Raw genomic sequence first — 14,099 nt, forward strand, 5'->3', positions numbered from 1 at the left:
TCAACGCATAAAAATACTCTAGGTATTAGTATCGGGTTCACCCTTTACTTACTGGCTCTAGCAGGTATCAGGATGAAACCATCGAAAAACGACGAAACAGATCTCGACAGCGAAGCAGCCCGTCGCGCGCTCGACTACTACCTCAACCCCAACCCGCCACGCCCCACGCTGGACAACAAGATCTGGACCTTGCACGAGGGCGTAACCGGCGACCAAGCCCAGGAGCACGCCATCGCCCTGCTGCGCTGCGCTGCCGCCACCGCCCAGGAAACAGCCACCCACCAGCACGGCAGCCAGCGCGAGCTGACCTTCGCCTTGATGCACATGATGGACATGGCTCGCGCCCTGCTGGAGCACAAACGCGCCGCAGAACCGGGTTTATAGGCAAGAAAGAAGGGAGAAAACGTGATAGCCGCGTAACGGCAAAGGCCCCGATTGCCGGGACAAGGAAGCGCATCGGTAAAACTTTTTTACCGAAAGGACGAAAATTCATTTGACTGGCAAATGATAACGATTATTATTGCACTCAGCTGATCGCGAGATCCGCTGGATAACCTGGAGCTTAGGTCGCTCTCAGATTATCTCCTCATCAGGCTAATCACGGTTTTTGACCCGGCTTTTTGCCGGGTCTTTTTTTTGGCTCTTCAGGCTAATGAAGATCGTGATGGCGCGCATGATAGCAAAGGTGTTTCAGGGCGTGAACGCTCATTACAAAACTTTGCGGAATCAGCAGTTGAGAATCAATCTCGTTTCGTCTACGCTGATCACGCATCAAGGAAGATGCCCCCATCCCCTCCCCCCTTGTAAAGCAAGGAGCTGTCCATGACCCGTCTGCTACTGCCCCTTGAGCACCCAGGCCCGGTTGCCGAACATGATGCCGATCACGCCCTGCTGCATGCCCTGAAGCGGCTGCCCCGGCGCGTACAGCAAGTGTTCCTGCTCAACCGCCTCGATCAACTGGACTTCGCCAGCATTGCCGCCCGCCTCGACCTGCCATTGGCCAGTGTCGAGCGGAACATGGAACAGGCCCTGCAGGCCGGCCGCTCGCGCCGGGATGTACTGGCAAGTGTTGCCGGGCAATGGTATGTGCGCTTGCAAAGCCCTCAGGTAACGGCGTGCGAGCGGATCGACTTTCGTCGCTGGCTGGACGCGGACCAGGCGAACTTGCAGGCGTTCCACGAGACGGAATTGCGTTGGCGCAGCCTGCTGGCACCGGCTCGGCAGCTTGGCCACGACGGCTGGTACCGGCAGGGCCGGGCGGCGTTGTCGCTGGGCGGTTGTTCGGTTGCGGTCGGGCTGGGTGTGGCGGCGTTGGTGCTGTTCGGTTTCTGGGTCTGAGCGTCCTTAGGCTCTGGACGAAGAGAAATGCTGCAAACACCGCATGAAACAAGCCAGCGAGACCATGGGGCGTTTGAAGGTGGGCCTGCAATCGCGGCTGACGAAGCACCGATATGAGCTTTTTATGAAAGCGGGTCGTTCGACTTCGATGCATCTTAGGCCCTGTGTGAAAAGTCTGAAACGAAGGTAAGGCAAGGCGAAAAAGCCGAGGCGCGGCCGGAGTTTCGCCCGACGTTACGGGTTGCAAATGAACACTCCTAGGCTGCTCTAAAGGCAGCATCACCGAGTTCAAGACGTTTCACACAGAGTCTAACCCTCTGCGGCACGAACAGAGGCAACCGATGAAGCCATAGGCAACACGCAACAAACCACGAGCATGACAGCCCGCGGACACATACTTTTAAACTTCATGAATTCATTCGCCAGACAGGCCGGTTATATCGATCAAACTACTCGGCGCAATGCCGACCAGCTCTCGAATCTCTTTGGAAAAATGCGAGGAAGAGGCGTAACCAAACTCCAAGGCAACGTCTGTCAGGGAGGCAGCGCCTTCAGCCATGCTCAGAAGCGCTCGCGCCGTACGCCACACACGCAACTCGGAGTTGGCTGTACCACCCAGGGCTTGACGGCAAAGCCTTCTGAAGTGTGAAACCGATACGCCATAACGACCTGCAAGGTTCTGGAGCTTTTCACCGCCCGAACCTTGCTCCAGCAAAAAGCCGAGCAACTGATAACGCTCGCTACAGCGTAAATGACGGGCGAAAGCTCGATAGGCCGCATCACCTTGCAGCGCAAGGGTGAGATACCAGGACTCCAGCGCCGGCGCAGTTCGCCCTTGGTCACAACCTTCGCTCAACACGGCCCAGGGCTCGCTTCGAGCAGGTCGTACCTCAGGCACGCCCCTTTGATCGATGAACAACTGCAACTTGAAAAGATTCGTTTGCGACAACGGCAGCACCCAGGCACTGCCACTGAGCACTTGCAACCCCGGGCGTAAAACCAGCAAGCCTTGCCAACCTGGCGCCAGGCACAAGAAAGCCGAACGCTCGCGATGCGCCAGACACAGAACGTCACAGCCATTGCGGATACGAATGACTTGCTCACCAGACTTCGTAAGGGCACACCAATCCCTCAGGGTTGAAATCGAGTCTGGTTTATCGTCCGCCCCCACTTCAGTTGCCACCATCACAATCACCCGGCATAGATTCCCAGCCACTATGCTGGAGACCCGTCGAACAATCTTGATGAGAAACTGATGACAACTGCCTGTACCGACCTCTTCGCGGGCAAACCCGCGCCCACAGTTACCGCACCACCTTCAGCCCTGTGAAATCCCTGTGGGAGCGGGTTTACCCGTGAAGAGGCCGGCCCTGCCGAGATAGGTTCATGAAAGGAGGGATTGAAAAAATGCAGGCATAAAAAAAGAGGCCCTTAGGCCTCTTCTTTTTGTGACCCCAGCCATGCACTGAGGACCGAATTTGGAGCGGGAAACGAGACTCGAACTCGCGACCCCGACCTTGGCAAGGTCGTGCTCTACCAACTGAGCTATTCCCGCGTCGTGATGGGTGCCATTCTAGCGATTTCTAAAACAGCGTCAACCCCTTGATTCAAAAAAACTTTTATTTCTGCTCCGAACCTTCGCGCAGGTGCGGCCAGGCAGCCAGCAGGTAATGCACCATCGACCACAGCGTCAGCCCCGCCGCCACCAGCAGCAGCCCGTACCCCAGGATGACCCAGAAAGTCACCGCCGGTGGGTTGGCCAGCAGAATAACCAGTGCCAGCATCTGCGCGGCAGTCTTCCATTTGCCAAGGTTGGACACCGCCACATGCGCCCGTGCGCCCAGCTCCGCCATCCACTCGCGCAGTGCCGACACCACGATTTCGCGGCCGATGATGACCGCAGCCGGCAGGGTCAGCCAGAAGTTGGCGTGGGTCTGCACCAGCAGCACCAAGGCCACGGCCACCATCAGTTTGTCGGCCACCGGGTCCAGAAAGGCACCGAACGGGGTGCTCTGCTGCAGCCGACGCGCCAGATAACCGTCCAGCCAGTCGGTGGCCGCAGCGACGGCAAACACGCTGCTGGCGGCCATATAGCTCCAATGGTAGGGCATATAGAACAGCAGGATGAAAATCGGGATGAGCAGGACGCGTAGAACGGTGAGCAGGTTTGGAATATTCATCGGTACGACTGGCTGCAAGTTGAGCCCGGCATTCTACTCGCTATGCAGGCTGGCATAAATTGATTCGGCAAGCTTTTTACTGATGCCGGGGGCTTTGGCGATTTCATCGATACTGGCGCGGTTGAGCTCTTGCAGGCCGCCGAAATGTTTCAGCAGGTCGCGGCGGCGCTTCGGCCCTACCCCGGCCACATCTTCAAGGCTGGAGACGCGACGGGCCTTGCCACGACGGGCGCGGTGACCGGTGATGGCAAAACGGTGGGCTTCATCGCGGATCTGCTGGATCAGGTGCAGAGCGGCAGAATCGCCCTTGAGGGTAAATTCGTGGTGCACGTCGTTCAGATAAAGGGTCTCGAAGCCTGCCTTGCGGGTAACGCCTTTGGCCACGCCAAGCAGGGTCAGGTCGTTGAAGCCCAGTTCCTGCATCACATCGCGGGCCATGTTCAGCTGGCCCTTGCCGCCGTCCACCAGCAACACATCGGGCAGCTTGCCCTCGCCGTCCTTGATACGCCCGTAGCGGCGAGTCAGCGCCTGATGCATGGCGGCATAGTCATCACCACCGGTGATGCCTTCGATGTTGAACCGACGGTAATCGGACTTCAGCGGGCCTTCAGGGCCGAACACCACGCAGCTGGCCACGGTGGCTTCGCCGCTGGAATGGCTGATGTCGTAGCACTCCAGGCGCTGCGGCACTTCATCCAGGCCCAGCACTTCGGCCAGGGCCTCGAAGCGGGCAGCCATGTGCTGGCGGTTGGCCAGGCGGGCGTTGAGCGCCTGCTCGGCGTTGGTCACTGCCAGCTGCTGCCAGCGGGCGCGTGTGCCGCGTACCCGGTGGCTGATGGTCAGCTCGCGGCCACGCAGCGTGTGCAGCGCCTCGGTGATGGCTTCAAAGTCTTCGTGAACCACGTTGACGATCAACTCGCCAGGCAGTTCGCGCTCTGCATTGCCCAGGTAGTACTGGGAGAGGAATGCGGCCATGACCTCGGCCACCTCTTCCTCGATACCCACCTGCGGGAAAAAGTTCTTGCTGCCCAGTACTCGCCCACCGCGCACGCTGATCAGGTGCACGCAGGCGCCGCCCGGGTTGACGAAAGCGGCGATGACGTCGACATCGCCACTGCCACCTTCTATGTACTGCTGGTCCTGCACGCGCCGCAACAGGGAGATCTGGTCACGCAGCTCGGCAGCTTTCTCGAAATTGAGGGCCATGGCGGCCGTTTCCATCTCGGCATTCAGTTCGTTGCCCAACTGCTGGCTACGCCCTTCCAGGAACATGACCGAGTGGCGCACATCCTCAGCATATTCCTCGGAGGTCACCAACCCGGTGCAGGGCCCTTTGCAGCGTTTGATCTGGTACTGCAGGCAAGGCCGGGTGCGGTTTGCGTAGTAGCTGTCCTCGCACTGGCGCACGGAAAAGGCCTTTTGCAGCAGGCTGAGGCTTTCGCGGATGGCCCCCGCGCTCGGGTACGGGCCGAAGTAGCGGCCCTTGGCCTTTTTCGCCCCACGGTGAATGCCCAACCGTGGGAACTCGCCATCGGACAGGAACACATAGGGGTAGGATTTATCGTCGCGCAGGAGGATGTTGTAGGGCGGGCGCCATTCCTTGATCAGGTTCTGCTCCAGCAACAACGCCTCGGTTTCGTTGGCGGTGATGGTGGTTTCGACCTGCGCAATACGCGCTACCAGCGCGGCGGTCTTGGGCGCCAGGCCAGTCTTGCGGAAATAGCTGGCCAGGCGCTTTTTCAGGTTCTTGGCCTTGCCCACATAAAGCAGCCGGGCTTCACCGTCGAACATTCGGTAAACGCCCGGGCGACCGCTGCAGGTCGCCAGGAATGCGCTGGCATCAAACACTTGGGACATGAGATTTACAGGCTTGCGTCAACCATGCCGTGGCGAACGGCCAGCAAGGTCAGTTCGACGTCGCTGGTGACCGAGAGTTTTTCAAAGATCCGATAACGGTAAGTATTGACGGTCTTGGGCGAGAGGCACAACTTGTCCGAGATGATCTGCACTTTCTGGCAGCCGACGATCATCAGGGCAATCTGGATTTCCCGTTCGGACAACGCGTCAAACGGCGAACCTTGCGGCTGAAACGGTTTCAGGGCCAGCTGCTGGGCGATTTGCGGGCTGATATAGCGCTGGCCGGCAAAGGCCAGCCGAATAGCCTGGACCATTTCATCAAGGCCTGCCCCCTTGGTCAGATAGCCGGCAGCGCCGGCCTGCAGCAAGCGCGTGGGGAACGGGTCTTCCTCGCACACCGTCACGGCGACTACCTTGATGTCCGGATGGCTGCGCAGCAATTTGCGGGTAGCCTCCAGGCCACCGATGCCGGGCATTTTCACGTCCATCAGCACCACATCCGGCTTGAGCTCACGGGCCAGTTTGAGCGCCGACTCGCCCGAGTCCCCCTCACCCACTACCTGCAGGCCGTCGATGTCGGCGAGCATGCGCGTAATACCGGTTCGTACCAGATCGTGATCATCGACCACTAAGACCCTAATCAAGCACACACCTCGTCAGCAGGGCGATTGGATCCCGCCACCTTAACAAAATTTTTCACGGTGGGCCTAACGCATTGATTCCGTCAGAAACGCCTGACGTTCAACGGCGAGCGGCCTCATTGTTTGCCGGGGTTGACCGTTGCTGGACAAGCGCCCCAACAGGTGCCATAACGCCGCCTGATCGTCGAACGATAACTGCCGGAATGCCCCAAGCAAACCAGACTCATCGGTACTCAAACCTTCCAGCTGTGCTGGGCTACGAATACCGCTGAGCACATACAGCGCGTCCACGCCCCGAACCGACAACGCCGCGAGGTAATCGACCCGAGGGGTACGCTCACCGCTTTCATACTTGCCCTGAGCGTTGGGTTCAACACCGCCGATTTCGCCAAATACTCGCTGGGTCATGCCCAGTCGTTCACGCTCTTCCCGCAGCCGCGGACCGAATCCATTCATTGGGGGCTCTCCTCTTCCCTGATATGCCAGATGCCCGCCCTACCGTCCGTAGGCGGCACAAACATGTGGATCCACTATGCCCATGGTCTGGGGTCACGACAAGCCATCATTGGGCTATTAATTGATGGCTCGCTGCATACGCACAAAGCAATCGTCTTCTCCCATTTCAACGAAACCGTGGCGCTGATACAGCTGACGGGCCGGGTTGCTGCGAAACACCATCAGCCGCAGCAGCGGCAGGCGCCGCTGCCTGGCCCAGAGCGCCAACTGCTCCAATACCCAGCTGCCGACCCCGCGCCCACGGTGCTCGGGCAACAGGTGCAACTCGCGGATGAACAACGCCTGGCGGTCCTGGCTAAGGCTGCAGAAACCCAGCAGGGTGTCGCCTTCGGTCACCAGCCACTGCTCGCGCCAGCCCCAGGCCTCGTCGAAGGCTTCTTCGATCCACAACAGGTCGTATTCGCGGTAGTACGGCAACATGGCGCGGCGCGTGAGGTCACGGGCAAAGGTGCAGTGGCGGTCGTTGGCGGGGGTTAACTGTAAAGGCATCGCATTTCGCTCATCGGGGATGACACACGGTCGCACAAACACCGCCCCTGCGGGTACGCCTCGCGTTTCTTGTAGCGAATCATCGCGCGACCCTGCCGTTACCGTCTGTCTTGAGCCTAGATAATTCATTGATCAAGGTCACGGCCGGGTTACGAATTGTTTCTATGCTCAAAGCCTTCGGCACCCACGCCCAACGCCAACGGGAGCACCCATGGCCACCCCGTCACTGGCCAGCCAGCCGCAACTGGCCCGGCGCGATTCCCGCCCGCAGCTTGCCCACACGCCAGGGCGCGCCACCCTCGTGTTGTTCTTCGGCCTGCTACTGGCCGGTATTGCCTATACCGTCTGGAGCCTGAAACAGGATGTAACGGCCAGCGGAACGGTAATCACCACGGTCACACCGTTCCTTCTACTGGGCCTGGCGCTGCTGATTGCCCTGGGCTTCGAATTCGTCAATGGTTTTCATGACACCGCCAATGCAGTCGCCACGGTCATCTACACCCACTCGCTGCCAGCACCGGTGGCGGTCGTCTGGTCCGGGCTTTGCAACTTCCTTGGCGTGTTACTTTCCAGCGGCGCGGTGGCGTTCGGCATCATTGCCCTGCTGCCGGTGGAGTTGATTTTGCAGGTCGGTTCCTCGGCCGGCTTTGCCATGGTCTTCGCCATGCTGCTGGCCGCCATCATCTGGAACCTCGGCACGTGGTGGCTGGGCCTGCCAGCCTCGTCCTCACACACCTTGATCGGCTCGATCATCGGCGTGGGTGTGGCCAACGCGCTGATGCACGGGCGTGACGGCACCAGTGGCGTGGACTGGGCCCAGGCCAGCAAAGTCGGCTATGCCTTGCTGTTCTCACCCCTGATCGGCTTTGCCTGCGCGGCCTTGTTGCTGATGGCGTTGCGCGCACTGGTCAAGCGCAAGGAACTGTATCAGGCGCCGGAAAGCCGCACCCCACCACCGTGGTGGATCCGCAGCGTCCTGATCCTCACCTGCACCGGCGTATCCTTTGCCCACGGCTCCAACGACGGCCAGAAAGGCATGGGCCTGATCATGCTGATCCTGGTCGGCACCCTGCCCATGGCCTATGCCCTGAACAAGACCATGCCCAACGAACAGGCTTTGCAGTTTTCTGCCGTCGCCGAAGTAACCCGCCAGGCGCTGGTGCGCAGCGACCCGCAAGCGGCCCCGGCCGACCCGCGCCAAGTACTGACCTTGTTCATTGCCGAGCCCAAGGCCAGCCCGCAACTGGTGCCGGCACTCGCGGCGCTGACCGGGATGATCGGCGACCAGGTCAAAGGCTATGGCTCGCTCAAGCGCGTGCCGGCTGAAGCCATGGCCAATGTGCGCAACGACATGTACCTGACCAGCGAAACCATTCGCCTGATCGAGAAAAAACACCTGGTGGCATTCGATGCCGACACCCGCAGCCATGTAGAACTGTTCAAGGCCCAACTGGACGATGCCACCCGCTACATTCCACTGTGGGTGAAGGTGGTCGTGGCCATCGCGCTGGGGCTGGGCACCATGGTTGGCTGGCGGCGTATCGTGGTGACGGTGGGCGAGAAGATCGGCAAGACCCACCTGAGCTATGCCCAGGGCGCCTCGGCTGAAGTGGTTGCGATGTGCACCATCGGCGCGGCGGACGTGTTCGGGCTGCCGGTTTCGACCACCCATGTGCTGAGCTCTGGCGTGGCCGGCACCATGGTCGCCAACGGCTCAGGCATACAGAAACGCACACTGATCAACCTGCTGATGGCCTGGGTGCTGACCCTGCCGGCAGCCATGGTGCTGGCAGGGTCGCTGTACTGGTTGTTGAACCAGGTCCTCTAGGTCAGTCAGGCAGGAATCTTCAGGCCGCGCTGCACGGCTGGCCGTTCAAGGAAGGCGGCCAGTACCCGTTGCACTTCCTTGAACTGATCAAAGCCTACCAACTCCCGCGCGTTGTAACGTTCCACCAGGTTGCGTACCCACGGGAAGATGGCGATGTCGGCGATGCTGTACGCGTCCACCATCCACTCCCGCCCTTTCAGGTGCCGATCCAGCACACCCAGCAGCCGTTTGGACTCGTTGACATAGCGATCACGCGGACGCTTGTCTTCATATTCCTTGCCAGCAAAGAAATGGAAGAAGCCAACCTGGCCAAACATCGGCCCGATGCCGCCCATCTGGAACATCAGCCACTGCAGGGTCTGGTAACGCTGGGCAGGGTCCTGACTGAGCAGTTGGCCGCTCTTCTCCGCCAGGTACTGCAGGATCGCCCCCGACTCGAACAGCGGCAGCGGCTGACCACCCGGCCCGTTCGGGTCGAGGATGGCCGGGATCTTGTTATTCGCGCTGAGCGAGATGAACTCGGGGCTCAACTGGTCATCGTTGTCAAAACTGACCTTGTGCGCCTCGTAGGCCAGGCCGATTTCTTCGAGCATGATCGACACCTTGACGCCGTTGGGTGTCGGCAGCGAATACAGCTGCAGGCGTTCTGGGTGTTTGGCGGGCCACTTGCGGGTAATCGGGAAAGCACTGAGATCGGTCATGATCAACCTTGCCTGGGGAATGAACCTGTCACTCTAGAGACATCCCCGGCCGCTGACCATCACCGACCACTTATCAGCGCTGGCAACTCAGGCCTGACCGTGGGCCTTGAGCTTGAGCTTTTCGGTGTCGACACGCACGAACACCGAGTCGGCGGTCACGGTCAGCACATCGTCGGCCCAGACCTCGCAGATCACCCGGCTCTTGCGCCCTACTTCCCCTTCCACACGCGCCTTGAGCAACAGCTCGACGCCCATGGGCGTGGGTTTCAGGTAGGTCAGGTTGAGCGTACCCGTGACGCAGTCGATGCGCGGCAGGCTGCCCGGCTCGCGGCCTTCATTGCGGTAGTGGTAAGCCATGGCCGTCCAGTTGGAATGACAGTCGACCAGCATCGCCAGTAGGCCGCCGTAAACCAGGCCGGGCCAGCCGATGAAGGTGCTGTCGGGCGCATGGCGGCATATCAGATGAACGCCGTCGGCGTCCCAGTGGCTTTGCAGGTGCAGCCCGCTGGGGTGGGAGCACCCGCAGCCATAACACGTGCCGTCGGGTGCCGCGAGGGCCTGGAGGGAAAGGGCTTGGTCGTTCATACGCTTCCTGTGCTTATTGAAATGGGGGCGCGCAACGCCCCCATTAAAGCAGAAACATCAGGCCGTCTGGGCAACCACCTTGGCACGCCGCTGGGTCAGCGAAACCAGCAGGATGAACAGGGTGACGCCAGCAGTCATCAGGGTTTCGTAGCGGTAGGCATCGCTGAACAGCATGTAGCCCAGCACCATGACGATGGTGCCGATCACCAGCCAGGTCAGCCACGGGAACAGCCACATTTTCAGTTCCAGCGGCCGCCCTTCGCGCTCGGCCCGGGCACGCATGCGCAGTTGCGACACGGCAATCACCAGGTACACCAGCAAGGCGATGGCACCGGTGGTGGACAGCAGGAAGCCGAACACCTTGCCCGGGAACACATAGTTGACGAAGCAACCGGCAAAGCCTGCCAGGGTGGAGAAGATCACCGCCACGGTCGGTACCCCGGAGCCGGAGATGCGCTTGGTAACGCTCAGTGCCTGACCACGGGCACCCAGCGAATAGAGCATGCGCGATGCGGTATACAGACCCGAGTTCATGCAACTGGTCACCGCTACCAACACCACCAGGTCAACCAGCAGTTTGGCACCCGGCACGTTCAACACCTCCAGTACGCGCTGGAACGAACCGACCGCCTTGAGTTCAGGGTCGTTCCAGGCCACCAGCGACACCACCAGGAAAATCGACGCCAGATAGAAGATGGCGATACGGTACACCACCAGGTTGGTGGCGCGGCGGATCTTGTCTTTAGGGTTGGCGGTTTCGTCAGCGGCAATGGTGACGATTTCGGCACCGAAGAACGAGAAGATGGTGATCAGTACACCACCCAGCACCGTCCCGAAGCCGTTGGGCATGAAGCCGCCGTTGTCCCAAAGTCGGCTGACCCCGGACACCTCTGCCAGCGGCCAGAAGCCGAACACGGCCAAGGTGCAGACCACGATGAAGGCAATGATCGCCACCACCTTGACCAGGGCGAACCAGTACTCGAAGGCACCGAAGTTCTTCACGCTGATCAGGTTGGTGCCCGACAGCACCAGCATGATCAGGAAGGCGAACAGCCACGATGGCACCCCAGGGAAGTAGGCGTGGAGGATGTCAGCGCCGGCAATGGCCTCGACCGGAATGATCAGCACCCAGAACCACCAGTACAGCCAACCGATGGTAAAGCCCGCCCATGGGCCAATGGCTTCGGAGGCATAGGTGGAAAACGAGCCGCTGTTAGGGTTGGCGATGGCCATTTCGCCCAGCATACGCATCACCAGCAAGACCAGCAGGCCGGTCATGGCGTAGGAGATGAGGATGGCCGGGCCGGCGGTGGCAATGGCGTTGGAGGAGCCGATGAACAGGCCGGCGCCGATAATGCCCGCAATGGAAATCATGGAAACCTGACGGGAGGTCAGGCCGTGCTGCAGGGAACGCTGTTTCTTGTTGTGTTGCGAAGCCATGAAGAACCCTCGAATGGGTCGGCCGCAGCGAAGCGGCTGAAGGTCGGAGCAGAATTCTTATAAATTTCTGATGTTCGTTGTTGTTGTTTTGCAGATGCCGGAAGCGGTTACAAACCTCCTCTTCGCACGACCGGTTGTAATCGTTGATCCAGGTCAGTATTAATCTATAGGCCGGGGTCAACAAACGACCTTTTCGAACCACATGATTCCGCTTTGGAATGAACTCCTTCCTTTTTTGCTCGGTATTTGCCCGTCATGTCCAAACGCCTGATGCCTTCGACCACCGCCCTTCAGTGCTTCGAAGCGGCCGCCCGCCACCTCAGCTTCACCCGCGCGGCGCAGGAACTGCACCTGACCCAGAGCGCCGTCAGCAAGCAGGTGGCGCAGCTTGAGGACATGCTCTCGCACTCGCTGTTCCAGCGCATTCGCCGCCGCCTGCACCTGACCCCGGCCGGCGCGCTGTACCTCACCGAAGTGAACAAGATCCTCACCCAGATCGACATTTCCAGCCGCTACATCCTCAGCTACGGCGATGAAACCGAAGTGCTGCGCATCGCCACCCAACCCACCTTCGGTGCACGCTGGCTGGTGCCCAGACTCAAGGGTTTTGGCGACCGCTACCCACGCATTCACCTGGACGTGCGCAACGAACTGGAACCGTTCGACCTGGTGCAGGCCAAGGCCGATATCGCGTTTTTCTTCGGCCAAGGCACCTGGCCCGGGGCGACCTGCATCGAGTTGTTCAGCGAAGAAGTGGTGCCGGTGTGCAGCCCGCAGCTATTGGCCAATCACCCTTTCGACAGTGCCCAGGCGCTGACCGAGCACCGGCTGCTGCAGTGCGTGTCACGGCCAGAGGCCTGGCACGAATGGTTTCTGGGGCTGGGGCTGCATAGCCAGAACAGCTACCACGGGCCGCGTTTCGACACGTTCTACCTGTGCATTCGCGCAGCGATTGCAGGCTGCGGTATCGCCCTGATTCCGCGCTATCTGGTGGCAGAGGAGCTAAGCGAGGGCAAGCTGGTGGTGGCCTGGGACCACCCGGTGGCGAGCAATGGCCGGCACTTTATCGCCCATGCCGAGCATGCGGCCGAAGTGCCGAAGATCAGGGCCTTTGTGCAGTGGATTCGGGAGCGGGTGGCTGAGGGCGATTGATATTGACCGCGCCGGCAAGATCACGAATCCACGGAATGATCGCAATCGAATAATTCGTTTGCGGAATAACCCGCCAACACGCTTGGATAATAAGAAACTCGAACAAGGTCCCGCGTGCCCATGAACCAGGAAAGTATCAGCCAATCCATTGCCATCGTTCACCCGATCACACTTTCCCATGGCCGCAATGCCGAAGTCTGGGACACCGACGGCAAACGTTACATCGACTTCGTCGGTGGTATCGGTGTGCTCAACCTGGGCCACTGCAACCCCGCCGTGGTCGAGGCGATCCAGACCCAGGCCACCCGCCTGACCCACTACGCCTTCAACGCCGCCCCGCACGGCCCGTATCTGGCACTGATGGAACAACTGAGCGGGTTCGTGCCCGTCAGCTATCCATTGGCCGGCATGCTCACCAACAGCGGTGCGGAAGCGGCCGAAAACGCTCTGAAAGTTGCCCGCGGCGCCACCGGCAAACGGGCCATCATCGCCTTCGACGGCGGCTTCCATGGCCGCACCCTGGCCACCCTGAACCTCAACGGCAAGGTCGCCCCGTACAAACAGCGGGTCGGTGAACTGCCTGGGCCGGTGTACCACCTGCCCTACCCCAGCGCCGACACCGGCGTGACCTGCGAGCAGGCGCTCAAGGCCATGGACCGCCTGTTCAGCGTCGAACTGGCTGTGGAAGACGTGGCAGCGTTCATTTTCGAGCCGGTGCAGGGTGAAGGCGGCTTCCTCGCCCTTGACCCCGCCTTCGCCCAGGCCCTGCGCCGCTTCTGCGACGAGCGCGGCATCCTGATTATCATCGACGAAATCCAGTCGGGCTTCGGCCGCACCGGCCAACGCTTCGCCTTCCCACGCCTTGGCATCGAACCCGATCTGTTGCTGCTGGCCAAGAGCATTGCCGGCGGCATGCCACTGGGTGCGGTGGTCGGGCGCAAGGATTTGATGGCTGCGCTGCCCAAGGGCGGCCTGGGCGGCACCTATTCGGGCAACCCGATTGCCTGTGCGGCGGCGCTGGCCAGCCTGGCGCAGATGACCGACGAGAACATCGCCACCTGGGGTGAGCGCCAGGAGCAGGCCATCGTCAGCCGCCATCAGCGCTGGCAGGCCTCAGGCCTGAGCCCGTTCATCGGCCGCCTGACCGGCGTGGGCGCCATGCGTGGCATCGAGTTCGTCAATGCCGATGGCAGCCCGGCGCCGGCACAACTGGCCAAGGTGATGGACGCCGCGCGGGCCAAGGGCTTGTTGCTGATGCCCAGCGGCAAGGCACGGCACATTATCCGCCTGTTGGCACCACTGACCATCGAGGCCGAGGTGCTCGAAGAAGGCCTGGATATCCTCGAGCAGTGCCTGGCCGAGCTGAACTGAG

The 14,099-nt window shown here is 60.7% G+C and carries 14 protein-coding genes and 1 tRNA gene; 5 read left to right on the forward strand and 10 right to left on the reverse strand.

Translation table 11 applies throughout. The features are described from left to right. Positions 1-72: 72 nt before the first annotated feature. Positions 73-384 carry a DUF6124 family protein gene (locus FHW75_RS20425; RefSeq protein WP_016711549.1) on the forward strand — a complete coding sequence of 104 codons (312 nt, stop codon included), beginning with the start codon at positions 73-75 and terminating at the stop codon, positions 382-384. Between the two features lie 438 nt (positions 385-822). After that, on the forward strand, positions 823-1,338 hold the full coding sequence (locus tag FHW75_RS20430) for a DUF4880 domain-containing protein (RefSeq protein ID WP_183674418.1): 516 nt from the start codon (positions 823-825) through the stop codon (positions 1,336-1,338). 415 nt (positions 1,339-1,753) lie between these two features. Here the strand turns inward: FHW75_RS20430 and FHW75_RS20435 are convergent, their stop codons facing one another. From FHW75_RS20435 to FHW75_RS20465, 7 genes are all read right to left on the reverse strand, one after another. Further along, positions 1,754-2,524 carry a helix-turn-helix domain-containing protein gene (locus tag FHW75_RS20435; RefSeq protein WP_260308796.1) on the reverse strand — a complete coding sequence of 257 codons (771 nt, stop codon included), beginning with the start codon at positions 2,522-2,524 and terminating at the stop codon, positions 1,754-1,756. Between the two features lie 293 nt (positions 2,525-2,817). Further along, positions 2,818-2,893: transfer RNA gene (locus FHW75_RS20440), tRNA-Gly, on the reverse strand. A gap of 64 nt (positions 2,894-2,957) precedes the next feature. Further along, on the reverse strand, positions 2,958-3,518 hold the full coding sequence (gene pgsA, locus FHW75_RS20445; protein WP_016711578.1) for a CDP-diacylglycerol--glycerol-3-phosphate 3-phosphatidyltransferase: 561 nt from the start codon (positions 3,516-3,518) through the stop codon (positions 2,958-2,960). Positions 3,519-3,551: 33 nt separating this feature from the next. Further along, complete coding sequence (gene uvrC / locus FHW75_RS20450; RefSeq protein ID WP_027608767.1) at positions 3,552-5,375, reverse strand: excinuclease ABC subunit UvrC; 1,824 nt, start codon at positions 5,373-5,375, stop codon at positions 3,552-3,554. 5 nt (positions 5,376-5,380) lie between these two features. Next, entirely contained in the window at positions 5,381-6,019 is a 639-nt protein-coding gene (gene uvrY / locus FHW75_RS20455) for a UvrY/SirA/GacA family response regulator transcription factor (protein WP_003251380.1), read from the reverse strand. Positions 6,020-6,082: 63 nt separating this feature from the next. Then, positions 6,083-6,472 (reverse strand): helix-turn-helix domain-containing protein, encoded by a 390-nt coding sequence (locus FHW75_RS20460; protein WP_183674421.1) that lies wholly within the window; start codon positions 6,470-6,472, stop codon positions 6,083-6,085. Positions 6,473-6,589: 117 nt separating this feature from the next. Further along, complete coding sequence (locus FHW75_RS20465; RefSeq protein WP_016711581.1) at positions 6,590-7,021, reverse strand: GNAT family N-acetyltransferase; 432 nt, start codon at positions 7,019-7,021, stop codon at positions 6,590-6,592. Positions 7,022-7,232: 211 nt separating this feature from the next. Between FHW75_RS20465 and FHW75_RS20470 the strand changes: the two genes are divergently transcribed. After that, positions 7,233-8,849, forward strand: coding sequence for an inorganic phosphate transporter (locus FHW75_RS20470; protein WP_183674424.1), 1,617 nt, complete (start codon positions 7,233-7,235; stop codon positions 8,847-8,849). Between the two features lie 5 nt (positions 8,850-8,854). Here FHW75_RS20470 and FHW75_RS20475 read toward each other — a convergent pair whose 3' ends face one another. The 3 genes from FHW75_RS20475 to FHW75_RS20485 all read right to left on the reverse strand — a co-directional run bounded on the left by FHW75_RS20475 (position 8,855) and on the right by FHW75_RS20485 (position 11,575). Next, the gene (locus FHW75_RS20475; RefSeq protein ID WP_019096369.1) at positions 8,855-9,550 is read right to left on the reverse strand and encodes a glutathione S-transferase N-terminal domain-containing protein; all 696 of its coding nucleotides are present in this window, start codon (positions 9,548-9,550) and stop codon (positions 8,855-8,857) included. 87 nt (positions 9,551-9,637) lie between these two features. Further along, the gene (locus FHW75_RS20480; RefSeq protein ID WP_025753385.1) at positions 9,638-10,135 is read right to left on the reverse strand and encodes a PaaI family thioesterase; all 498 of its coding nucleotides are present in this window, start codon (positions 10,133-10,135) and stop codon (positions 9,638-9,640) included. A gap of 57 nt (positions 10,136-10,192) precedes the next feature. Next, positions 10,193-11,575 carry an amino acid permease gene (locus FHW75_RS20485; protein ID WP_016711585.1) on the reverse strand — a complete coding sequence of 461 codons (1,383 nt, stop codon included), beginning with the start codon at positions 11,573-11,575 and terminating at the stop codon, positions 10,193-10,195. A 255-nt stretch (positions 11,576-11,830) separates the two neighbouring features. Between FHW75_RS20485 and gcvA the strand changes: the two genes are divergently transcribed. Both gcvA and FHW75_RS20495 read left to right on the forward strand, forming a co-directional pair. Next, positions 11,831-12,727: a transcriptional regulator GcvA gene (gcvA, locus tag FHW75_RS20490; RefSeq protein WP_016711586.1), complete on the forward strand. Its 897-nt coding sequence runs from the start codon at positions 11,831-11,833 to the stop codon at positions 12,725-12,727. A gap of 120 nt (positions 12,728-12,847) precedes the next feature. Continuing rightward, complete coding sequence (locus tag FHW75_RS20495) at positions 12,848-14,098, forward strand: aspartate aminotransferase family protein (protein WP_019098396.1); 1,251 nt, start codon at positions 12,848-12,850, stop codon at positions 14,096-14,098. Position 14,099: the final 1 nt, after the last annotated feature.

The sequence above is a fragment of the Pseudomonas sp. OG7 genome (genome assembly GCF_014192825.1).
GTDB classification, from domain to species: Bacteria; Pseudomonadota; Gammaproteobacteria; order Pseudomonadales; family Pseudomonadaceae; genus Aquipseudomonas; species Aquipseudomonas monteilii.